General features: G+C 68.4%; 18 protein-coding genes. 7 read left to right on the plus strand and 11 right to left on the minus strand.

All coding sequences use genetic code 11. The annotated features are described in order from the left end of the window. The first annotated feature begins 5 nt into the window (after positions 1 to 5). On the plus strand, positions 6 to 1,427 hold the full coding sequence (locus EWV37_RS13480) for an NADH-quinone oxidoreductase subunit N (protein WP_193554322.1): 1,422 nt from the start codon (positions 6 to 8) through the stop codon (positions 1,425 to 1,427). A gap of 55 nt (positions 1,428 to 1,482) precedes the next feature. Here EWV37_RS13480 and EWV37_RS13485 read toward each other — a convergent pair whose 3' ends face one another. The 5 genes from EWV37_RS13485 to EWV37_RS13505 all read right to left on the minus strand — a co-directional run bounded on the left by EWV37_RS13485 (position 1,483) and on the right by EWV37_RS13505 (position 5,237). Continuing rightward, the gene (locus EWV37_RS13485) at positions 1,483 to 1,752 is read right to left on the minus strand and encodes a hypothetical protein (RefSeq protein WP_193554323.1); all 270 of its coding nucleotides are present in this window, start codon (positions 1,750 to 1,752) and stop codon (positions 1,483 to 1,485) included. Between the two features lie 487 nt (positions 1,753 to 2,239). Continuing rightward, positions 2,240 to 2,902: a DUF305 domain-containing protein gene (locus EWV37_RS13490; protein ID WP_129702194.1), complete on the minus strand. Its 663-nt coding sequence runs from the start codon at positions 2,900 to 2,902 to the stop codon at positions 2,240 to 2,242. A gap of 52 nt (positions 2,903 to 2,954) precedes the next feature. Then, positions 2,955 to 3,290, minus strand: a complete 336-nt coding sequence (locus EWV37_RS13495; protein WP_129702196.1) for a heavy-metal-associated domain-containing protein — start codon at positions 3,288 to 3,290, stop codon at positions 2,955 to 2,957. Between the two features lie 100 nt (positions 3,291 to 3,390). Next, entirely contained in the window at positions 3,391 to 4,533 is a 1,143-nt protein-coding gene (locus EWV37_RS13500) for a sensor histidine kinase (RefSeq protein ID WP_129702198.1), read from the minus strand. Then, positions 4,530 to 5,237: a response regulator transcription factor gene (locus tag EWV37_RS13505; RefSeq protein WP_129702201.1), complete on the minus strand. Its 708-nt coding sequence runs from the start codon at positions 5,235 to 5,237 to the stop codon at positions 4,530 to 4,532. Before EWV37_RS13505 ends, EWV37_RS13500 begins: the two co-directional genes overlap by 4 nt. 160 nt (positions 5,238 to 5,397) lie before the next feature. Here EWV37_RS13505 and EWV37_RS13510 point away from each other — a divergent pair, with 160 nt between their 5' ends. The 6 genes from EWV37_RS13510 (at position 5,398) to EWV37_RS13535 (ending at position 11,019) form a co-directional block, all read left to right on the plus strand. Continuing rightward, positions 5,398 to 6,930, plus strand: coding sequence for a multicopper oxidase family protein (locus tag EWV37_RS13510; RefSeq protein ID WP_129702203.1), 1,533 nt, complete (start codon positions 5,398 to 5,400; stop codon positions 6,928 to 6,930). Further along, on the plus strand, positions 6,927 to 7,790 hold the full coding sequence (locus EWV37_RS13515; protein WP_109269440.1) for a F510_1955 family glycosylhydrolase: 864 nt from the start codon (positions 6,927 to 6,929) through the stop codon (positions 7,788 to 7,790). The genes EWV37_RS13510 and EWV37_RS13515 overlap by 4 nt, the downstream gene beginning before the upstream one ends. Positions 7,791 to 7,884: 94 nt before the next feature. Beyond that, a complete protein-coding gene (locus EWV37_RS13520) occupies positions 7,885 to 9,117 on the plus strand; it encodes a heparan-alpha-glucosaminide N-acetyltransferase domain-containing protein (RefSeq protein ID WP_109269441.1) in 1,233 nt (410 codons plus the stop codon). A gap of 87 nt (positions 9,118 to 9,204) precedes the next feature. Further along, on the plus strand, positions 9,205 to 9,495 hold the full coding sequence (locus EWV37_RS13525) for a DUF2933 domain-containing protein (protein WP_202976222.1): 291 nt from the start codon (positions 9,205 to 9,207) through the stop codon (positions 9,493 to 9,495). Continuing rightward, positions 9,485 to 10,126 (plus strand): methyltransferase family protein, encoded by a 642-nt coding sequence (locus tag EWV37_RS13530; RefSeq protein WP_129702205.1) that lies wholly within the window; start codon positions 9,485 to 9,487, stop codon positions 10,124 to 10,126. The genes EWV37_RS13525 and EWV37_RS13530 overlap by 11 nt, the downstream gene beginning before the upstream one ends. 53 nt (positions 10,127 to 10,179) lie before the next feature. After that, positions 10,180 to 11,019 carry a DMT family transporter gene (locus EWV37_RS13535; RefSeq protein ID WP_238663279.1) on the plus strand — a complete coding sequence of 280 codons (840 nt, stop codon included), beginning with the start codon at positions 10,180 to 10,182 and terminating at the stop codon, positions 11,017 to 11,019. Positions 11,020 to 11,113: 94 nt separating this feature from the next. Here EWV37_RS13535 and EWV37_RS13540 read toward each other — a convergent pair whose 3' ends face one another. From EWV37_RS13540 to EWV37_RS13565, 6 genes are all read right to left on the minus strand, one after another. After that, a complete protein-coding gene (locus EWV37_RS13540) occupies positions 11,114 to 11,560 on the minus strand; it encodes a universal stress protein (protein ID WP_109269443.1) in 447 nt (148 codons plus the stop codon). Next, a complete protein-coding gene (locus tag EWV37_RS13545) occupies positions 11,557 to 12,642 on the minus strand; it encodes a type II glyceraldehyde-3-phosphate dehydrogenase (protein ID WP_109269444.1) in 1,086 nt (361 codons plus the stop codon). The genes EWV37_RS13540 and EWV37_RS13545 overlap by 4 nt, the downstream gene beginning before the upstream one ends. Positions 12,643 to 12,705: 63 nt before the next feature. After that, positions 12,706 to 14,370, minus strand: coding sequence for an ABC1 kinase family protein (locus EWV37_RS13550; RefSeq protein WP_109269445.1), 1,665 nt, complete (start codon positions 14,368 to 14,370; stop codon positions 12,706 to 12,708). Continuing rightward, positions 14,363 to 17,653 (minus strand): beta-phosphoglucomutase family hydrolase, encoded by a 3,291-nt coding sequence (locus tag EWV37_RS13555; RefSeq protein WP_109269463.1) that lies wholly within the window; start codon positions 17,651 to 17,653, stop codon positions 14,363 to 14,365. Before EWV37_RS13555 ends, EWV37_RS13550 begins: the two co-directional genes overlap by 8 nt. After that, positions 17,653 to 20,136, minus strand: coding sequence for a phosphoketolase family protein (locus EWV37_RS13560; protein WP_129702209.1), 2,484 nt, complete (start codon positions 20,134 to 20,136; stop codon positions 17,653 to 17,655). Before EWV37_RS13560 ends, EWV37_RS13555 begins: the two co-directional genes overlap by 1 nt. Before the next feature lie 62 nt (positions 20,137 to 20,198). After that, on the minus strand, positions 20,199 to 22,643 hold the full coding sequence (locus EWV37_RS13565) for a heavy metal translocating P-type ATPase (protein WP_129702211.1): 2,445 nt from the start codon (positions 22,641 to 22,643) through the stop codon (positions 20,199 to 20,201). Positions 22,644 to 22,758 lie beyond the last annotated feature (115 nt).

A 22,758-nucleotide genomic window follows, 5' to 3' on the forward strand; every position in this document is an offset into this window, starting at 1 on the left:
CCTCGATGCAGATGCGGCCCATGCTGCTACTGCCGGAAATCGTCGTCTTCATCGGTGGGTTGGTGGTGCTGCTGGGCGGATCGTTCCTGCCCCGCGACCGGCAATGGATCGCCCGCGTCGTCGCCGTCCTAGCCCTGCTGGGCGCCGCGGTCGCCGCCGTGGTTGCGATGACCGGGCCCGAACAGAGCGCGTTCTCCGGGACGTTCGCCGTGGACACCGCCACCGGTGCCGCCCGGGTCATCGCAGCGCTGACCACCCTGCTGGTGCTGGGGGTGGCCTCCGGGGAGATCGCCGGGTCCCCGCGGGAGTCGGACACGTACGCGCTGCTGCTGCTGGCCACCACCGGGGTGATGGTCTTGGCCGGGGCCACCGACCTGCTCGTGCTGATCGTGGGGTTCCTGCTGGCCAGCATCCCCCTGTACGGGATCGTCGGCCTCACCGGCGGCCGCGCCGGGGCCGAGGCCGCCATGAAGACCTACCTCATGGGGGCGCTGTCCGGGATCCTGCTCATGCTCGGGGTCACCGTGCTCTACGCCCTGGCCGGCGGCACCGACTACGCCCTGCTCCGGGACGCGCTGCCCGCCGCCCCGGCAGCAGCCGTGGGCGCGGGCGTGCTGGGCGTGCTCGCCGGGCTGCTCTTCAAGGCCGGCGGGGTGCCCTTCCACTTCTGGGTGCCCGACGCCGCCCAGGGCACCGGGGCCACCGCCGCCACGTTCCTCACCACCGTCCCCAAGGTGGGGGCGCTGGTCGCCGTGTACCGGCTCGTGGCCACGGTCTCCGCCGGGGACGGCTCCTGGTTGCTCGTCGCGGCGCTGCTGGCCACCGCCTCGATGTTCCTGGGCAACCTCGCCGCCTACTGGCAGACCGACCCCCGCCGGCTGCTGGGCTGGTCGACGGTGGCCCAGGTCGGGTTCCTGCTCGTGCCCGTGGCCGCGGCCGGGCGCAGCGACCTGGCCCTGCCCTCGCTGCTGTTCTACCTCGCCGCCTACGCGCTCACCAACGTCGCCGCCTTCGCCGTCACCGCCGCCCTGCCCGAGCACCGGAAACTGACCGACTACCGGGGCCTGGCCCGCGCCCGCCCCGGCCTGGGGCTGGTCCTGCTCGTGGCGCTGCTGGGACTGGTGGGGACCCCGCCGCTGGCCGTGTTCGTCGGCAAGCTCACCACCGCCACCGCCGCCTGGGACGGCGGGCACGGCTGGCTCGCCCTGGTGGTGGTGCTCAACAGCGTCCTCAGCCTCTTCTACTACCTGCGCTGGTTCGCCCCCGTATTCGCCCCACCCGCCCAGCAGGCCGCGGGATTCCCCGGAGGCGGCGGGGCGGCCGCCTGGCCGGCCGCCACCGCCGGGGTCGCCGCGACCGCGAGCCTGGGAATCGGCGTCCTGGCCGGTGTCCTGTGGGCCGCCCTCGAGAGCCCCGGGACCATGTAGGTCCGGCGGCCCCTGCCCCGTGGGCGCCCCGTGCGGGAGGCCGGGGAGACCGGGCTCAGGTCCGCGTGCTCTGGCCGTGCTCGCCGGCATAGGCGGTGAAGACCTCACCGGGGTTCTCCCCGGTGCCCACGAAGTCCTCCTTGATCTCGGATCCGAGCTGCTCCAGGGCCGAGGACAGCCGCTGGACACTCAACCGCACCGCCGCCTCGGGCCGAGCCATGGCCGCATCGACCAACCGCAGCGCATACGGCAGCTGCCGAGCCAAGGACAGGTCGGAGTTGCTCTCCTGGAAGTAGAAGCCCTCGGTGTGCTGGGTGAAGTCCACGGACACCTTCCCCACACCCCCTCGAGGGGGTGTGGGACCCGGGAGGCGGTGGCCGCGTCCACCGTACCGATCGCCTCGGCGTAGCCGGCATCTGAGGTTCCACCAGGCCGTTGCCTCCTTCGGGGGCCGTCTCGCCGTCGCTGATCCATCGCCGGGTCGGTTCCATCGGCGCGTCAGCGGGCTCACCGATGGCCCTCCCCGAGGGCTCAGTGCCGTTCATCGTGCGTCCCGGTGGTGGTCTCCTCGCAGGCGAAGCGCTCCTTGAGGGTCTCGTGGGCCCGGCGAGGTCCCGCGCTGATCGGCGGCGAAACGGAGCCGCCCTGTCGGGTGCTGGAGCCTGCGGTCCCAGCGAACGCCTTGCCAGCACAACCATGCTCAGGAGTCAGCAGGGCTAGGCCCAGTCCATGTGCCACACCATGACGGTGTTCCTTGGCCGGCTCGGTGTCCGGGGGCCGCGCGGACACGGCGGCCCCCGGGTGTGTGCGGGTCAGGACTGCTCGGGCAACTCCTGGAGCATGGTCTCCATCTCCTGAATCTCGGCCTCCTGATCCTCGATGACCTGCTGGGCCAGTGCCACGGCCTGCGGGTTCTCGCCATTGTCGACCTCGTCGCGGGCCATGTCCACGGCGCCTTCGTGGTGGACGGTCATCTGCTCCAGGTACAGTCGAGCGGCCTCGACACCCTGGGCCTCCTCGAGGGCGGCCATGTCCTCCTCGCTCATCATCCCGTCCATCCCGGACCCGTGGTCCATGCCTTCCATGCCTCCAGACTCGCTCATGGGTTCCTCGTCCCAGGCGGTGAGCATGGCATTCATGCGCTCGATTTCCGGGCCCTGGGCTGCGACCACGCCCTGGGCGAAATCGCGCACGTTGTCCGGGATGTTGTCCTTGGCCAGCAGCATCTCGCTCATCTCCACGGCCTGCTGGTGGTGGGGGATCATCATTTGGGCGAACATCACGTCCGCGTCGTTGTGCTCAGCGGCAATCGCCTCACCGGAAGCCGAAGTGGTGCTCGTGGCCTGGGCGCTGGAGGTGGCCGGGGCGGCGGTTTCCGGGGCGGTCTCGGTGCTCTCTTCGGCACCGGTGCCGCAGCCGACCAAGGCCAGGGCGGTGGTCAGGGCGAGGGTGGTCAGGGTGGTGGAACGCTTCACAATATGTCCTTACGTTGGGGATGGGCTGGGGTGCGGGGAGGCCCCGGGGCGGTCAGGAAGTGGCCAGCGTGTAGCCGGCCTCCTCGATGGCGGATCGGACGGCTTCAGTCGACATCGGTCGTTGGCTTGTCACGGTGACGACGGAGGTGTCGCCGGCTACGAGGTCGATCTCTACGTCTTGGACGCCCTCCAGGGCGGTCAGGGCATCGGTCACTCGCCCAGCGCAGTGGCCGCAGGTCATGCCCTCCACCTGGTAAGTCGTTGCAGTGCTCACGCCGAAGGCCACCCGAGGGTTGGTTGAGGCTGGTTCGTCCTGTGCGGCAGGCGGTGCGCAGCAGGCGCAACCGGTGGAAACGAGAGGAAGTCTGAGATTGGTCGCATCGGTCACGGCGGGCTCCTTCGAATAGGGATAGTGCCTTTCGGCAAGGGGGATCGCGTCCAACAGGTAGATATATACCCCGTAGGGGTATATATCAAGGCGGTTGGGTTCAGGGGGTGATCATTGCCTGCTCTGCCCTGTCGTGGTTGTGGCGTGGCAGTGTTGCGATGAACACGGTTCCGTGTCCGGGCCCGGGGGAGTGGGCGGTGAGAGCGCCTTCGTGGGCCTCGATCAGGGCTTTCGAGATGGTCAGGCCAATCCCGGAGCCGCCGTGGTCGCGGTCCCGGGCGGTGTCGCCGCGGTAGAAGCGCTCGAAGACGTGCGGCAGCTGTTCACGGCATATGCCCTCGCCCGTGTCGGTGACGCGGATGGCGACGTCTTCTGGGCCCTGCCCGCCCGCGCTGATGGTCACCGTACCGCCGGGCGGGGTGTGGCGCAGGGCGTTGGAGAGCAGGTTGCCCAGCACCTGTCCAAGGCGTTGCCGGTCCACGGCCACGGTCCCCGCCGGTTCCGTAGCCTCGATCTCCAGGGTGACGCCCTTGGCCGCGTAGGCTTCCTTCGCGGCGTCGCCGGCGGCCTGGAGCAGGTCGGTCACCGACTCTTCCGCACGGTCGAGCACGAACCTGCCTTCCTCGGCGCGGGAGACATCGTTGATGTCTTCGACCAGCCGGGTCAGCCGAGCCATCTGCTCGGCCATGACGTCGCTGGTGGTGGTGTCCCAGTCGATGACCCCGTCCTGGAGGCCCTCGAGGTAAACGGTGAGCACGGAGATGGGGGTGCGCATCTCGTGGGCCAGGTCGGAGAGCATCTGGCGTCGAGTGTCCTCGGTACGCTGCAGCCGCTCAGCCATAGTGTTGAACGAAGTGGCCAGGGCGTCCACTTCCGCCCCGGCGCCCATGGCCGGGACCCGGGTGTCGTAGCGGCCGCGGGCCATCCTTTTGGCCGCCTCGGTCAGCTTCCCCAGCGGGGTCTGGATGCGGCGGGAGAGCCAGACGGTGGCCAGCAGCGCACAGATCAAAGCGGTGGCCAGGGCCACGGCCAGAGTGATCAGGTTGGTGTCGCGGTAGGCCCGCTCCACGTGCAGCAGTTCCGCAGAGCTCTCGGGGTGCCCGGCCATGACGAGGTGATCGTGGAACAGCGCTGGGCCGACCAGGGAGGCCACCACGATCGCGGCCACGATGCTGGTGCCCACCACCAGCAACTGGGCGCCCAGAAACCGAGAGGCCAACCCGCGTTCACGCCGGGGGCTCATCGGGCCACCATCCGGTAACCGACTCCGCGCACGGTGTCGATATAACGGCTCGGGTCCGCGCCGAGCTTGCGGCGCAGGTGCCCGATGTGCACGTCCACGATCCGCTCATCGCCCACCCAGGCCGGGTCCCAGACGGTGTCGATGAGCTGACGGCGCGAGAGCGGTTGGTGCGGGCGGGCGGACAGGGCCACGAGCAGATCGAACTCGGTGCGGGTCAATGCCACCGGGGTCTCGGCCACCCGGGCCTCGTGGGTGGCGAGGTCGATGACGAGATCCCCGACCACTCGCTCCGGCTCCGGTGGTGCGATCGTGGTGCGGGGCCGGCGCAGCACCGCTTGGACCCGGGCGACGAGCTCACGGACGCTGAAGGGCTTGGTGATGTAGTCATCGGCCCCGACCTCCAGCCCGGCCAGCTTGTCCTCTTCGTCTCCGCGGGCGGTGAGCATCAGCACGTAGCACTCCGAGAAGGCCCGCAGTCGGCGGCACACCTCAATCCCGTCCAGCCCGGGAAGCCCCAGGTCCAGGACGACGACGTCGGGCTCCCGGGTGCGGGCGGCTTGAAGGGCATCGGGGCCGGTATGGGCGGCGGCGACATCGAAGCCGGCCCGAGTCAGGTAGGTGGCGACCATCTGGGCCAGGGGTTTCTCGTCGTCCACCACGAGCACACGCCCGGCTGGGGCCGCGGAGTCGGTGCCGGAAGTCATGCCTCCTAGTGTCCCCCGTCGCCTCGGGCAGATCGCCGCCGGGGACCGGATTCTCCACAATCTTCGTCAAATCTTCAAGGGAATCGGACTCTTTTCTGCTCCTGACCCGCCGAAGATGGTTGTTGATCCCCATCTTGCCTGATGACTCGGAAAGGAATTCATGAACACCCTCTCCCGCAGAAGCCTGGTGGTCGGTGGGCTGGGCCTGCTCGGCTCCGGGGCCCTGGCGGCCTGCTCCGCTCCTTCCATCTCCTCCACGGCCGGCACGGGGTCCGGGGTTGCCTCTGCGGGCGCCGGTCAGCGCGTTGTCGCCAAGACGCTCACCGCCCGGCCGGTGCGCCTAGACCTGGGCGGGCCGACCGTGTCGACATGGGCCTACGGTGACAGCGCCCCCGGTCCGCTCATCCGCGCAACCGCCGGGGACCGTCTGCGGATCACCGTCGACAACCAGTTGCCGGCGCAGACCACCGTGCACTGGCACGGGATCGCCCTGGACCAGGCAGCGGATGGGGTGCCCAGGGTGACCCAGGACCCGATCGCCGCCGGTGCCACCTACACCTACGACTACACCGCCCCGGATCCGGGCACCTATTTTTACCACCCGCACGTCGGGGTCCAGCTGGACCGCGCCCTGTATGCCCCACTGATCATTGATGACCCCCAGGAACCCGGGGACTACGACCACGAGTGGATCCTGGTCCTCGACGACTGGGTCGACGGCACCGGCCGGACCCCCGACGACATCCTGACCACCCTGACCTCCTCAGGGGAGGGTGGCATGGACCACGGGACCATGGGCGGCATGAAGGGCATGAAGGGCATGGAGGGCATGGACATGTCTTCTGGTTCCTCGGAGGGCATGGCTGGCATGGATCACGGCAGCATGGGCGCCGGTGACTCCCCGTACGGCGATGACGCCGGGGACGTGGCCTACCCGCACTACCTGGTCAATGGGCGGGTGCCGGCTGCCCCGGAGGTGCTCACTGCGAAGCCGGGCCAACGGGTGCGGCTGCGGATCATCAACGCTGCTGCGGACACCATCTTCACGGTCGCCCTGGGCGGGCACCGGATGACGGTCACACACACCGACGGGTTCCCCGTGCAGCCGCAGGACACCCATGCCCTCTATCTGGGCATGGGGGAGCGCTACGATGCGACCGTCACCCTGACCGACGGTGTCTTCCCGTTCGTGGCCGTGCCGCTGGGCAAGGAGGGGCAGGCCATGAGTCTGGTGCGCACCGGTTCCGGTGCCGCTCCGTCGCCGTCCGTGCGACCGGCGGAACTGGACAAGCCCGTGCTGGTCGGTGCCGAGCTGAAACCTGCCGACAGCGCCCGGCTCGAGGCCCGGGAACCCGATGTGCGCCTGGAGCTGGCCATGACCGGACAGATGAATCCTTACGAGTGGGGATTCAACGGGGCCCCTTACGGGCAGCACGACCCACTGGAGATTCAAGAGGGACAGCGGGTGCGGCTCGACGTGGCCAACCACACGATGATGGCCCATCCCCTGCACCTGCACGGGCACACCTTCGCGTTGCCCAACGGCCTGCGCAAGGACACCGTCCTGATCGCCCCGATGCAGTCGATGGCCATCGATCTGCAGGCGGACAATCCCGGGAACTGGCTGATCCACTGCCACAACATCTACCACGCCGAGGCCGGCATGACGACCGAGCTGAAATACCGCCCATGACCGTTGTCACCCGACGCACCTTGTTCTCCGCCGGCCTGGTCGCCGGGACGGGGTGGGCTGTCACCGCCTGCTCATCACAGTCACCACAGTCGGAGTCCTCGTCCTCTTCCGGCAACGACGGCGGCACCGCCATCACCCACGTGCACGCCATCACCCGGGACACGGCCACCGGGGTGATCCTGCTGGCCACCCACCAAGGCCTGTTCCTGCTGGAGAACAAGGAACTGACCCAAGTCGGCCCGACCGTGGACTTGATGGGCTTCACCTCCACCGGTGGCGGACGCTACCTGGCCTCCGGTCACCCCGGCCCCGGGGTGGATTTGCCCGAGCCGCTGGGACTGGTCGAATCCACCAACGGGGGCCAGACCTGGAGCGTGCTGTCGCGGGCCGGGGAGTCGGACTTCCACGCCCTGACCGCGGGCCCGGATCGGATTCTCGCCTTCGACGGGCAACTGCGCACCAGCACCGACGGGCGCACCTGGGAGACCGTCGCGATCCCTTCCGCCCCGATGGCCCTGGCCATCGCTCCGGGTGGCGGGGCGACGCTGGCCACTACTGAGGAGGGCCTGTTGCGATCCACCGACGGCGGGGCCACCTGGACGAGCATGGACACCCCGCAGTTAATGTCCCTGGTGGCCTGGGCCGATGATCACACGGTGGTGGGTGCTGGGCCTGGCGGCCGCTTGCTGATCAGCGACGATTCCGGGCTGACCTGGACGGCCACCGGGGAAGCCTTCGGGGAGGTCACCGCCCTGGGGGCGAGCATGACCGGCGGCGGGGCGGTGGAGACCCTTTTGGTGGCTGGCTCCACCGTCTTGCGCATCACCGACGGAGGAAACACCGTCGAGCAACTGCTGTGACCGGCACCATCCACACCCTTGCCGCGGAGCAACAGCGGATTCCGCCACGGACCGGGCGGCCTTGCAGACGACGAGGACAGTGACGAGGAGAGCGATGAGCGACCGCCATAGAACCGAAGCCCCCGACCGGGCCACTCCTCCAGAGGATTCCCCCACGCGGGGACGGCTGGTCGCGATCGACGCTGCCCGGGGGCTGGCGCTGATCGGATTGACCGCCATCCATTTCCTGCCCGCCTCCAATGAGGAGACACACGAGCCGACCTGGTCCTGGATCCTCTTCGCCGGGGACTCGGCGGCGTTGTTCGCTTTGCTGGCCGGGGTGGGGCTGGCTTTCGGCACAGGTGGACGCACCCGTCGGCAGGGGCAGTCGATGACGGCCGCCCGGGTCGGGGTGGCGGTCCGGGCCCTGCTGATTGCCGCAGTGGGCATGTCCATCGGGTACCTGATGCCTAAAGACCCCCCGGCCGTCAACATCTTGGTCTACTACGGGGTGTTCTTCCTGCTGACCATTCCCTTCCTCCACTTACGCCCCGTGACCCTGGTCATGTGCGCGATGCTCTTCGGAGTCGTGGCACCGGTGCTGATGCAGATCCTGCGGGGCCGGTTGCCGGAGTTCACCGCCTACAACCCCACTTTCAACGACGTGGTCACCGTTCCCGGGGCGACAGCGGCCCAGCTGTTGCTGACCGGCACGTACCCGGCCCTGCCGTACATGACGTACCTGCTGACCGGACTGGCCCTGGGGCGTCTGAACCTGCGCAATGTGCAGGTCCAAACCTCGCTGGTGTTGATAGGGGCCGGGCTCGCCGCATTCGCCTACCTGAGCTCCTACGTTCTGCTCTACGTTGCCGAGGGCTACCACCAGTTGTTGCCCAGCGTCCCGGAACAGAGCGAGGAAGTGGTGGATGAGATCCTCGTGTGGGGAACCGACGAGGGGCTGCCCACCAGCACCGGGTGGTGGCTGGCCGTCACCACCCCGCACGCGAACATGCCGCTGGCCATTGCCTGGAGCCTGGGGATCGGGCTGGCCGTGCTCGGGACCTTCCTTCTCCTGGCCCGCACGATTGGGCCGTGGCTGCTACCTCTGTCGGCGATGGGGGCGATGACCCTGACCCTCTACTCGGTCCAGCTGGTGCTGTTGTCCTTCGAGCTGCACTACGACCAACCCGAGATCTGGTTCCTGGCCTATCTTCTCCTGGCTGCCCTGTTCGCGGTGGGTTGGCAGCGCGCCTTCGGGCAAGGGCCCTTGGAACGACTCGTCAGTATGGCCGCCAAGGGAGCTGGTCGCGCCGTGGTGGGGGACGGGACTCGCCCCGCACTCCACTGACCCGACACGGAAGATGAACCCCTCTTGCGGAAAGCCTCCGAACCACGTCTCGGAAACCCGCACCATTGCTTTCGAAGGACAACGGCTATGTCACACCACCACAGCTCCAACGGTGAGTCCGACATTAAAAGAATGCGGCAAAAAGCGCGTCTCCGCGCCGGCGTCGTGATATTGGTGATCGGCTCAGTGATCTACCTGCTGACCAATCACTGGGTGCACGTGCTGGATTCGTTACCGTATGTGTTCGGGGCGGCCATGCTCGTGATGCACCTCTTTGGCCATGGAGGCCATGGAGGTCACAGCGGGCATGGGGCGTCGGGCCGTACTTCGGGACACGGTGGTCGTCCCGATCAGGAAGGGGCCGGCGATGTCCGCTGAGTACGGGTATGGCTTGTGGTGGTTGGTGGCCCTGAATTCCTTGGTGTTCATCGTCTTTGCCGCCAGTTTCGTCCAGCCCAAGACCAAGCTGGACTGGCGTGCCTTGGGCGGGTTCTCGGCGTTTGTCGTGGCGATGTTCACGGAAATGTACGGTTTCCCGCTGACCATCTTCTTGCTCTCGGGTTGGCTGGGCGAGCGGGTGCCCGGCCAGCAGTCCTTGGACCACCTTTCCGGGCACCTGTGGCAGGAGCTGTTCGGGTGGGAGGGGGACCCCCATCTGAACCCCCTGCACCTGCTCAGTAACGTCGTGATCGGGGTGGGGTTGTACCTGTTGTACCGGGCGTGGCGGGTGCTCTACACGGCCCAGCGTGAAGGGCGTCTGGCCACTACCGGCCCGTACGCGCGCCTCCGGCACCCACAGTACGTGGGGTTCTTGGCCGTCATGGTGGGCTTCTTACTCCAGTCGCCCACCGTGCTGACCCTGCTCATGTTCCCGGTGCTGGTGGTCGTCTACTGGCGTCTGGGGCGCAAAGAGGAACAAGTGCTGACCCGGCAGTTCGGGACCGCGTACCAGGACTACGCCCGCCGGGTGCCGCGGTTCGTCCCCCGGCTCCGCCGACAGGCGGCATGATTCTGAGCAGCACGCACGTGACTCCGAGCCGGGGAGCCCCTCGAGTGGGAACCATGTTGTGGGTCACCACGGCCTGGGGTTTGTGTTTCGTGGCCATCCGGTGGGGGCTGCAAGATGCGCCGGTGCTGTGGTTCGCGGCGATGCGCGCACTGATCGCCGGGGCCGCATTGCTGCTGGTCGCCGCCGTGCAGGGGCGGCCCCTGTGGCCGCGGGATCGGGTCTGGGGATTGTTGACGGCGATGGCGGTAGTGAATGTGACCGTGGCTTTTGCCGCGATGTTCGCTGGGACCGCCGGTTTGGCCACGGGGGCGGCAGCGGTGCTGTCGAATGCCCAACCATTGCTGATCCTTTTGCCGGCCTGGTGGCTTTACGGTGAGGCCGTGTCCGTGCGCACGGCGGCGGCCCTGGTGGTCGGATTCACCGGGTTGGTGCTGGTGGGGGTGGCCAGTGGCGGCGGGCAAGGGGCGTGGCTGTCGTTGCTCTCGGCGGTGGCCATCACCGCCGGAACGCTGATGGCTCGACGGCTGTCGGGGACGGATCTGCTGGTCGCCATCGCCTGGCACTTTGTGCTCGGCGGTCTCCTGCTGGTGGTGCTGGCCGCTGTGGTTGAAGGCGCCCCGGCCATCACGTGGACACCCCGGTTCGTGCTGGCGCTGGGGTTCCTGTCACTGATCGGGACCGCGGCGGCCTTTGTTGCGTGGTTCCGTCAGGCCCAGGTTGCGCGGCTGGACCTGCTTGGTGCGTGGACTCTGCTGGTGCCCGTGATCGGCATGGCGGTCTCGGCGGTGCTGCCCGGGGAACGGCCCACCATGTGGAGCGCCCTGGGGGCGGCGATCGTGCTGGTCTCGTTAGTGCTGACCACGGTCCCGGGCAGGGCTCGCCGGGGACCATGAGCCGCCACGCCGTCGACCCTGCCGGCGGGCAGTCAGTCGCCAGATCCCTCCCCTTTGGGTCCGGTGACCCGGGGTGCGAGGGGCGGTCCGGGCGCTACAGCCGGCCTTGGCGTCTGGGTTTGACGACGAGTACGGGGCAGCGGGCGTGGTGGACGACCTGGTTGGAGACCGAACCCAGCAGCAGGCCGGTGAAGCCGCCGTAACCGTGGGAGCCCACGACCAGCAGATCGGCCTCGGTGGAGGCCTCGAGCAGCACGGCGGCCGGCTGCCCTGGGACCACCTCCCCGGTGATGTCCTCCGGACCGGCGTGGACGCTGCGCAGCGCTTCGTCCTGGAGTCGCCGGGCCCTCGCTTCGTATCTGGTTGGATCCCAGTCATGGTCGTCGTCGCCGACCACCATGGCCGGGTGCTGCCAGGCGGTCACCACATGCACCTGCCCCTGGCGCAACCGGGCCTCGGCGACCGCCCACTCCAACGCCCTCAAAGACTCGGGGGAACCATCCACCCCGACCACGATTCGGAAGGTCTTTGCGGCGCTCACGTCCGTGCCCTCGCCGTAGGGTAGATGCGGTCCGGGTGCGGTGCGGGGGTGAGGAAGTCGGCGCGCACGCCCAGGGAGGTGTCGGTGCGGCTCATGGATTCGGCCCCGTCGGTGACGGTGCCGGCCAGGGCCCGGATCGCGTCGATGTTCTCCGGGATGACCACCGCTTGGTTGTCGACGGTGTAGGTGCAGAACAGTTCCTCGCCGCGCACCGTGAGGATGTCGGCCCACACGGCGACCTCGTACATGTCCCCGCGGGGCCGGCCGAGGTCTCGCATCAGCTCGATGGTGCTGTTGGGTGCCACGATCCCGTCGCTGCTGCGGACCTGGGCGATGCGCGGCATGGCACTCAGCGCCTCGAGGACTTCTTCGGAGGTGGCGGGGCGGGTGAGGTCGATGGTCCAGTAGTGCAGGTGATTCTGGGTGTGGGCGCCCTTGGCGGCCATGGTGACCACGTCGAGGTCCGGTACGACCGTCTGGGCGTCGGGTCCTTGATGGCTGGGGATGGCCGTTTCTGGGACGATGGTGTTCATGATCCCGGAGTGATCGGATTCCCAGGGGTCGGTGGCCCGGCGGATGAGCACCCCGCGTGCTTTGGTCAGTAACCCGACGTCCTTCAGGGCAGTGAGGGTACGGACGGTGGCGGTGGTGTTGCAGGAGACCACCCGGGTGGTGTCCCGGCCGAGGGCGGTGGCGTAGTTGGCGTGAGCGACGAAGGAGTGGCCGGTGAGAGCGTGCTTCTCCCCACCCTGGAAGATGGCCTTGACCCCGTGGGCCCGGTAGTGCTCGAGGTTGCTCGCCCCGATCTTGGCCGGGGTGCAGTCCACGATCACGTCCACGGCGTCGAGGAGCTGATGCAGTTCCCCCGTCAGGGTGATGCCTGCTGAGCGCATCGCCGCGACGCCCTCGGTGGTGGAGGCGTAGACGGGGATGCCGCGGGAGACGGCGGCGGTGATCCGGTAGTCGGAGATCACGTCACTGACCCCGACCAGTTCCATGTCCTGTTGGGCGGTGACCGCATCGGCCACGCGTTTGCCGATCACCCCGTAGCCGTTGACGCCCACTCGTATGGTCTGGTCCATGATGGTTCCTTTCGTGGAAGGGATTGCTGGTGGTCGGTGGTGTGGATGGGTACTGGTCCGCGGTCAGGGCCGGCGGCGTCGTTGCCGGTGCGCCGACCAGGCCAGGTAGGCGCCCAGGGAGCCGGTCGCGCCCAGACCCGTGCTGAGCACCGGTAGTTGCCAGGATCGGCGCCGCACCGGGTCCGTTGCGGCCAGATCACCGAGTCCTCGCACGAAGGCGGCCGCCAGGATCGCCAGGCCTAACCGTTGGCCTGCCGACTCGAGGCGGTCAATGAGAGGGTCCAGTTCTACGGTGCGCAGGTGCAGTTCGGGGCCCCCGGCCTCGAGTATGGCCTGGACGCGGCGTAGCTGCTCGGGCAACTCAGCGGTGAGATCCACGACATCGGCCCCTGCCTGGGACAGGCGTCCGGCGATGGCGGAGGGGGAGTAGCGCTCCAGCACCAGCCCGTGGGCGTACGGGCGGAGGACTTCACCCAGCTGGAACTGGGGGTCCAGCGTCGTCCCCATACCTTCGGCCATTAGCAGCATTTTCAGCAACAAGGAGAGCTCCCGTGGCAACTGCAGGTGGTGACGGCGCAGGATGGCGAGAACTTCCTTGATGAGGTTCCCCACCTTGACCTCACCCAGGGTCCGCCCGGAGTAGAGGGCGACGACGGGGGCCAGGTCCTCGGTCAGGGCGGGGAGTTTGACGGGGCGGCGGGAGGTGGTCAGCTCCACCAGGGCGGTGGCGATCCGCCGGGGATGCTGGCGCACCAGGGCCAGCAGCAGCGCTCCGAGGCGGTCACGCAGTTGCTCGTCGATGTCCCCGACCATGCCGAAATCGATCAGGGCGATGCGCCCGTTGGGTTCGACGAAGAGGTTGCCCGGGTGCGGGTCGGCGTGGAAGAAGCCGTCCCGGAACACCATCTGGGCCACCGCACCGGTCGCGCGGGTCGCCAGGGCCGCACGGTCGGTCCCGGTGGCATCGAGCCCCGCCAGGTCGTTGATCTTCAGCCCGTGCATCCGTTCCAGGGTCAACACCCGGGAGGTGGTGGTCTCCCAGAAGACCCGGGGGACACGGATGGTGTCGTTGTCGGCGAAGTTCGCCGCGAAACGTTCGGTGTTGCGTCCTTCGGTGAGGTAGTCCAGTTCCGCCCGCAGCGTGGTGGCGAACTCCTCGGCAATGCCGGTCAGGTCGTAGTCGGCGGCGGCCTCCCAATGGCGGCTGGCCCGGGCGGCCATGTTCTGCAGGATCTCCAGGTCTTCTTGGACCTGTGCGGCGACCCCGGGTCGACGCGCCTTGACCACGACCTCGGTGCCGTCGGCCAGGCGGGCCGCATGGGCCTGCCCCAGGGATGCACTGGCCAGAGGTTCTTCATCGAAGGCGGCGAATAGCTCCGAGGGGGCGTGACCGAGCTCGCCGACGATCAGGTCCGTGATGATCCGCCCGGGCACCGGCGGTGTGGAGTCTTGTAGCAGGGACAGTTGCTGCCGGTACGGTTCGGGCAGCAGATCAGCCCGGGTCGACAGCACCTGCCCGAGCTTGACGAAGACCGGTCCCAGTTGTTCCAGGGCCAGGCGCAGGTGCTCGGGGTTCGTGTACGGTTCCGCGCGCTGTTCGTGCCCCAGCAGACCGCGCTCGAAAGGCACCCACCGTTGCAGGCCTGCCGCCCCCACCAGGAAGCCCAGTCCGTGACGGGCCAGGATTTCGGTGATCTGCTGGTACCGCTCGGCGTGGGTGTTAGTCATCGTCTCGGCTCCCCACCGTGGAGGTAGTGCACCCGCTGGAACCGCCTGGCTGGGCCGGGGATGATGCTGGGGTGAGCGGCACCTCCCAGACCTGACCGGGGCGCAGAGTTCTCTCCAGGCCTTCGGCGCACACCCGGATGGGTGCGGCCGAACAGGGATGAAGACGCATCGCCATGGTGTGCCGGCTGAGGCTGATGCTGATCGGCTGGCCCCGGTACCTGAGCTGGAAGGAGGCCGCGCCCAGCCCATCCGGTAGCACCGGGTGCAGCCACAGGGCCTCCTCCCGGATCTCCACGCCCCCGTAGCAGCGCATCACCATGTCGGCGGTTCCGGCCATGGCCCCGAGGTGAACGCCTTCGCGGGTGGTCCCGCCCTGCGTGTCGGCGAGGTCAGCTTGCAGGGCTTGTTCGAACAGGGCCCAGGACCGGGCCCGATCGGTGCGGGCCAGCACCCAGCCGTGGGCCAGCCGACTCAGCGTCGAGCCGTGGCTGGTGCGGGCCAGGTAGTAGCGGATCGTGCGGGGAATGAGCTCCGGGGGCAGGGTGTAGCCCAGGCGGGCGAGAAGGTTCCGCAGTTCCTCGGCGGAGAACAGGTAGAAGAGCATCAGCACGTCGGCCTGTTTGGAGAGCTTGTAGCGGTTGGTGGAGTCGCCCTCGGCCTGGAGGATGAGGTCCAGCCGGCCGATGTTGCCGTAGCGGGCGCGGTAAGCCGCCCAGTCGAACTCCTCCAGATCCTCGTAGCCCTCGAACTGGCTGATGACGCCGTCCGCGTGCCAGGGGATGCGCACTCGACGGCTGATCTGGTTCCAGCGGTCGATTTCCTGGTGCTGCAGATGCAGCTGGCGCCACAACGGGTCGCAGTCGTGGCCGGCCAGCAAATCGACGATCTCCCCGGCGCGGGCCAGGACCCAGGCGGCCAAGACGTTGGTGTAGGTGTTGTTGCGCACCCCCTGGCCCGGAGCGTCCGGGTAGCCGTCGTGATATTCGTCCGGGCCCATCACCCCCGTGATGTCGAAACGGTCCTCGACGGGGTCGTGGACGGCCAGGCTGCTGACCAGCCGGGCCACCTCGATGATCATCTCCGCGCCGTAGTCGGTGAGGAAGCCGATGTCGTCGGTGGCCTGGTAGTACTGCCACACGCTGTAGGCCACGGCCAACCCGACGTGGCGCTGCCGATGGGAGTTGTCCGGCATCCACTGTCCGTTGCGGACGTTGAACAGCGCCGTCGGCGTCTCCTCCCGCCCGTCGCTACCGGACTGCCACGGGAACAGCGCCCCCTCCAGCCCTGCTTGACGGGCCGCTGCCCGGGCCGCCCCGAGGCGTCGATAACGGTAGAGCAGGAAGGACCGGGTCAGTTCGGGGCGGCGCAGGGTGAGCATGGGGTAGACGAAGAGCTCATCCCAGAAAATGTGGCCGCGATATCCCTCGCCGTGCAACCCACGGGCGGGCAGGCCGGCGTCCAGGTCCGGGCCCGTTGCCGCGACCGTCTGCAGCACGTGGAAGAGGTGCAGGTTCAACGCCAGCTCCTGGGCAGCCCCGGCCTCCAGGTCGATGCCGAAGCGATCCCACAGCTCCGCCCAGGCCGTCCCCTGTTCCGCCAGCAGCAGAGCGAACCTGGGTGCCTCATCGATCTTCGAGCCCACGTCCAGGGCAGGGGTGGACAGGGCCCGGTCTCGGGAGGTGGCCACGACCGCGGTCTTCTCCAGCGTCACCGGCTGTCCGGGGCGCAACATCAGCGTGATCTCATGGCCATGGCCATGGCCATGGCGCGTGGCCAGGCGCCGGCCGGTCTGGGCGGAGCAGGGGAAGACCCGGGTGCGGGCGGCGGTGGCCACGGTGATGCCGGACTGGGTGGTGGTCGCCTGGCAGAGCACCGTTTCTGCGTCCAGCTCCCGGGATTCCACCGGACCCCAGTGTTCGTTGGCCAACTCGCGATCGGCGATCACGTTGCGGTTGGACACCGCGCTGTTGACGGTGGACTCGACGATCAGTTCCCCGGACCAGTCTTCGGCCTCCACTGTGACCTCCAGGGCGGCCACATACGGACGTGCCAGGCTGTGGAGTTGACGCGACGTGACCCGGGTGGTGTGACCGGTGGCGTCACGGTAGCGGTTGGTGCGGGTCAGCACCCCGTGGCGCAGGTCCAGGACTTGGTGGTGAGCGATCATTTCCGGGCACCCCGGATGCAACAGGGTCCCCTGGGCCGGGCGCACACTCAGGTACGTCCAGTCGGGGGCGTTGACCAAGTGCTCTGTCTCGACCTGGTGCCCGGCCAGATCGGTGGTGCGGCGGTTGTAGACGCCGGCGAAGTAGGTCCCGGGGTAGTGGGTCCCGTCGGCGGTGCTGCCCGGTACCGCCCCGCGGGTGGCCCAGTACCCGTTGCCCAGCGTGCACAGGGCCTCCCGGGTACCCTCCTGGACCGGATCGAACCGGTCATAGACCAGTCGCCACCCGTCGGCCGCGGCGGTGACCGCCCCGCCGCACCACGGCCCTCGATGCTCCATCTGCAGACCGTCCTCGGCCAGAGGTACCAGCGGCACCCTCCGGAGGTCCTCCACCACGAGGTGGGCACCGGCTGCCGTCAGCTCATGGGCATTCCCGGTCCGGTCCACCCCCACCACCTGGCCGAACCCCCCGGCGGCGGCGGCGGTGACCCCGGCGGTGGAGTCTTCAATCACCACGGCCTCGGCCGGTGCTACCTCCAGGCGGCGGGCCGCTTCCAGGAAGACGGCCGGATCCGGTTTGCCCGGCATCCCCAGCCGGTGCGCGTCGGTGCCGTCGACGCGCACGGTGAACAGGTGCCCCACCCGGGCCGCCTCCAGTACCGAGGCACTGTTGCGGCTGGAGGTCACCAGGGCTGTGGGCACGCCCCGGGAGACCAGTGCGCGCAACACCACCAGGGCATCGGGGAACGCCCTGACTCCCTGCCGGGTCAGCTCCGCGGCGAAGAGCTCCTGCTTGCGGGCGGCCAGCCCATGGACGGTGAGCATCTGCGCACCGTCACCGGGCCCGCCCTCGGGTACGCTGAGCCCGCGGGCGGCCAAGAACGTGCGCACCCCGTCCCGGCGGGGGCGCCCGTCGAGGTAGGCCCGGTAGTCTGTGTCCGCGTCGAAGAGTTCCTGCACTGTGGGGGACAGGGCGGGGAGGATCTCGTCGAAGAGGGCCTTCCAGGCCCGGGCGTGCACCCCGGCGGTGTCCGTGACGACCCCATCCATGTCGAAGATGACCGCACGATACCCTTGGTCCGTGCTCGCCAGGGCCGGCACGAGGTGCTCCAGGCGCATCAGCAGCATCCCTGTCCGCTTGGGTCGCTGGCGTTGGCCGGGGCGTAGGGCCAGCGCCAGCCGCTGATCCTCGGGTCGTCCTCTCCGTGGGCCCGGGTGTAGGCGCGGGCCCACAACCGTTCTTCGAGCATGCGCTGCCGCAGCGGGGCGGCTGCCTCGGCTAGGCCGGGAACCCGGTCGATGACGTCGATGACCAGGTGGTACCGGTCCAGGTCGTTGAGCATGACCACATCGAAAGGGGTGGTCGTCGTGCCCTCCTCCTGGAAGCCGCGTACGTGGAAGTTGCCGTGGTTGGTCCGGCGGTAGGTCAGCCGGTGGATCAGGGACGGATAGCCGTGGTAGGCGAAGACCACGGGACGGCTGGTGGTGAAGATTGCGTCGAACTCCGCCTCCTGCAGCCCGTGCGGGTGCTGGCTGGCCGGTTGCAGGCGCATCAGGTCCACCACGTTGACCACACGCACGACCAAGTCTGGCAAATGCTGGCGCAGCAGATCCACGGCCGCGAGGATCTCCAGGGTGGGGACGTCCCCGGCGCAGGTCATCACCACATCGGGCAGCACCGGGGCGCTGCCCGGCTGGTTGCCTGCGGATGGGGCGGTGCCGGGAGAGGTTGGTGCTTCGTTGCCGGCCCATTCCCAGATGCCCACACCGCGTCGGCAGTGCAATGCGGCCTCGTCCACGGACAGATAGGACAGGGCCGGTTGCTTGCCGGCGACGATGAGGTTGATGTAGTCGCGGCTGCGCAGGCAATGGTCGGCCACCGACAGCAGTGTGTTGGCGTCCGGGGGCAGGTAGACGCGCACGATCTCGGCTTTCTTGTTGACCAGGTGGTCGATGAAGCCGGGGTCCTGGTGGGAGAAGCCGTTGTGGTCCTGGCGCCACACGTGAGAGGTCAGCAGGTAGTTCAGCGAGGCGATCGGCCGGCGCCACGGGATCTCCGTGGCGACTTTCAACCACTTGGCGTGCTGGTTCACCATGGAGTCCACGATGTGGATGAACGCCTCGTAGCAGGAGAAAAACCCGTGCCGGCCGGTGAGTAGATATCCTTCCAGCCACCCCTGGCACAGGTGCTCGGATAGCACCTCCATCACCCTGCCGGAGCGAGCCAGCCCCTCGTCGGTGGGCAGCATCTGCGCCTGCCAGACCCGGTCGGTGACCTCGAAGACCGCGTTGAGCCGGTTACTGGCCGTCTCGTCGGGTCCCATCAGACGGAAGGTGCGCGGGTTGTCCCGGATCACGTCCCGCAACCAGGTGCCCAGCACCCGGGTGGCCTCGTGAACCGTCGTGCCCGGGGAGGGGACATCGACGGCGTAGTCCCGGAAATCTGGCAGCCGCAGGGGCTGCAGCACGGTGCCCCCGTTGGTGACCGGGTTCGCACTCATCCGGTGGGCGCCCTCCGGAGCCAGCTGGGCCAGTTCCGGGACCAGAGCACCGTCGGCGTCGAAGAGTTCCTCGGGCCGGTAGGAACGCAACCACTCCTCCAGCTGGCGCAGGTGCTGGGGGTTCTCCCGCAGACCCGACAGGGGCACCTGGTGGGAGCGCCAAGTGTTCTCGGTGGGCAACCCGTCCACCTCCGCGGGCCCGGTCCACCCCTTGGGGGTGCGCAGCACGATCAAAGGCCACCGCGGGCGCTCCGTTACGGTGCCCTCCCGGGCCTGGTCCTGAATGCGACGGATCTCCTGGAGCACCTCGTCGAGCACGGCCGCGAACCGTTGATGCACCTGTACCGGATCGCTCCCACTGACCGGGTACGGTTCGTGCCCGTATCCGCGCAGCAGGCTCATCAGCTCCTCCTCGGGGATGCGAGCCAGCACGGTCGGGTTGGCGATCTTGTAGCCGTTCAGGTGCAGGATCGGCAGGACGGCTCCGTCGTGGACGGGGTCGAGGAACTTGTTAGAGTGCCAGCTGGCCGCCAGCGGCCCGGTCTCGGCTTCCCCATCGCCGATGACGCAGGCCACCAACAGGTCGGGGTTGTCGAAGGCCGCCCCGTAGGCGTGCATCAGCGAGTAGCCCAGTTCCCCGCCTTCGTGGATGGATCCGGGGGTCTCCGGGGCCACGTGGCTGGGGATCCCGCCAGGGAAGGAGAACTGGCGGAACAGACGCCGTAGCCCGTCGGCGTCCCGGCCGATGTCCGGGTAGACCTCGCTGTAGGTCCCGTCCAGGTACGCGCAGGCCACCAGCCCCGGGCCGCCGTGGCCTGGTCCGGTCACGTACATCGCGCTCAGGGCTCGGGCCTTGATTACCCGGTTCAGGTGCGCGTAGATCAGATTCAGCCCAGGGGTGGTGCCCCAATGGCCCAGCAGCCGGGGTTTGATGTGCTCCAGGGACAGTGGCTCCTTGAGCAGTGGGTTGTCCAGAAGGTAGATCTGCCCCACCGACAGGTAGTTGGCCGCCCGCCACCATGCGTCCAGCCGGTCCAGTTCCTCCTCGCTCAGCGGTGCCTGTGCCACCGGGGGAGGGAGCGTTGTCTTGGGAGTCGTCATCAGGTTCTTCCCCTTCATCTCGCACGAACAGTGCATGGTCATCGCCAGGCGCCGGAGCTGTCCTACCGGCTTCCCGCGGGGGCCAGGCCTGGTTGGACCCGGGCTGCCGACGTCGACTCCGGCGGTTCCGGCAACCGCAGCCGCTTCAACAGCAAGGCATTCACCGCCACGATGACGCTGGAGCCCGACATCGAGATCGCCGCGATCTCCGGGCTGAGCATGATGCCGTAGGCCGGGTAGAAGACCCCGGCGGCGATCGGCAGGGCGACCACGTTGTAGCCGATGGCCCAGGTGAGGTTCTGGCGCATTTTGCGCACGGTGCCAGCGCCGATCCGCAGGGCGATCGGCACGTCCAACGGATCGGAGCGCATCAGCACCACGTCGGCGGTTTCAATGGCCACGTCGGTGCCGGCGCCGATGGCGATGCCCAGGTCGGCTTTGGCTAGGGCCGGGGCGTCGTTGACCCCGTCCCCGACCATGGCGACCCGTTTGCCCTCCGCTTGCAGTTCCGCCACTTTGGCGGATTTGTCCTCGGGTAGGACTTCGGCGATGACAGTGTCGATGCCCAGTTGGGCGGCGATCCGCTTCGCGGTCGCCTCGTTGTCACCGGTCAGCATGACGACTTCGATCCCTGCCTCGTGCATCGCGGCCACCGCGGGAGCGGCGGTCTCCCGGGCGGCATCAGCCAGGGCGATCACCCCAGCGGCCGCTCCGTCCACGGCCACCAGCACCGCGGTGCGCCCGGTCGAGGCCAGGGCCTCGCGCTGTTCGGCCACCGGGGTGATGTCGACGCTCTCGGCCACCATCAGTTTGCGGTTACCCACGAAAACCTGCCGCCCGTTCACGGTGGCCCCGGCGCCGTGGCCCGGGACGTTGCGGAAATTGCTGGCAGTCAGGGCCGGGACGCCGCGGTCCTCGGCGTAGTTCACCACCGCGGCAGCCAACGGGTGCTCAGATTCGCGTTCGACGGCCGCCACGAGGCCCAGGAGTTCGTCCTCGCCGATCCCGTGGGTGATGAAGTCCGTGACCTCCGGCTCGCCCTTGGTCAGGGTCCCGGTCTTGTCGATCACGACCGTGTCGATCCGTGCGGCTGTTTCCAAGGCCGTGGCGTTTTTGAACAGCACGCCTCGTTTGGCGCCCAAACCCGTTCCCACCATGATCGCGGTGGGGGTGGCCAGCCCCAGGGCATCGGGGCAGGTGATGACCACCACGGTGATGGCAAACAGGATTGCTTGGGCAATGCTGGCCCCGGCCAGCCACCAGACAAGGAAGGTGCCGGATCCGCCGATCAGCGCCACGAACACCAGCCAGAACGCGGCCCGATCCGCCAGACGTTGACCGGGTGCCTTGGAGTTCTGGGCTTCCTGGACCAGCGCCACGATCTGCGCCAGGGCGGTGTCCGCCCCGACCTTCGTCGCCCGCACCCGTAAGGTCCCGGTGGTGTTCACCGAGGCCCCGATGACCTCGGAGCCAGTGGACTTGGCCACCGGCAGGCTTTCGCCGGTGACCATGGATTCGTCGATCTCGGACTCGCCGTCCTCGACCACACCGTCGGTGGGGACCTTCGAGCCGGGGCGTACCAGCATCAGATCCCCGGGCATGACCTCGGCGGTGGGGATTTCCACGGTATTCCCGTCACGGATCACCAGCGCCTTGGAGGGTGCCAGCTCCAGGAGGGTGCGGACCGCGTCGTTGGCCCCGCCACGGGCCCGCATCTCCACCCAGTGCCCCAGCAGCACGAAGGTGGCCAGCACGGTGGCGGCCTCGTAGAACACTTCGCCGCCACCGGTCAATGTCACGATCAGGCTGTAGACCCAGCCGGCGCCGACCCCCACGGCCACCAAGACCATCATGTCCAGGGTGCGGGCCTTTAGCGCCCGGTAGGCGCCGTCGAAGAAGATCCAGGCCGAGTAGAAAATCACCGGCAGGGAGAGGATCAGCGCAAGGACGTCATCGCGTAAACCGAACGGGGCCGGGACCGTGAACCCCAAGACCTCCCGCCCGATCGGGGACCACAACGTGATCGGCACCGACAGCAGGGCGGCCACCAGGAACCGATTGCGCATGTCACGGATCATGGCTTCCATCGACATGCCACCGCCGCCATGGCCCATGACCTCCTGGGCGTCACGAACAACGTGCTGCCCGTGTCCGGCGGGGGCGTCCTCGCCTTGGTCCGTGGGGTTCAGCCTCGATCCGGGCCGGTCACCGGTGACCCGGTGACCGGCCCGTCCAGCGACGGTTCCGTCCTCCTCAAGCGGGTCGCACACGTGCTCGGGCACCGACTGGCCCGCGCAGTGGTAACCGCACTCCCGCACCCACCAGGTCAGATCCTTGATCGAGGTCAGACCGGGATCGTAGGTGACATTGGCCGTCTGGGAGACAGGATTCGCCTCCACTCGCAGCACCCCCGGCCGGCGCGACAACGCGGCTTCAGCAACGGCCTTCGACGAGGCCCAGTGCACGCCTTGCACCTCCATGACGGCCGTGGTCTCGTGATCGCTCATGCTGTCCTCTTTTCTCATCAAACGAATCTCTGCGGAGTGTTTGCGAATCCCCATGCCCGTGGGCGGCCTCTCAAGACGGTCCACGCCAAAGCAGTCAAGCTGTGCCTTGGTTCGC

This window comes from Kocuria carniphila (assembly GCF_004136555.1).
Classification (GTDB): domain Bacteria; phylum Actinomycetota; class Actinomycetes; order Actinomycetales; family Micrococcaceae; genus Kocuria; species Kocuria carniphila.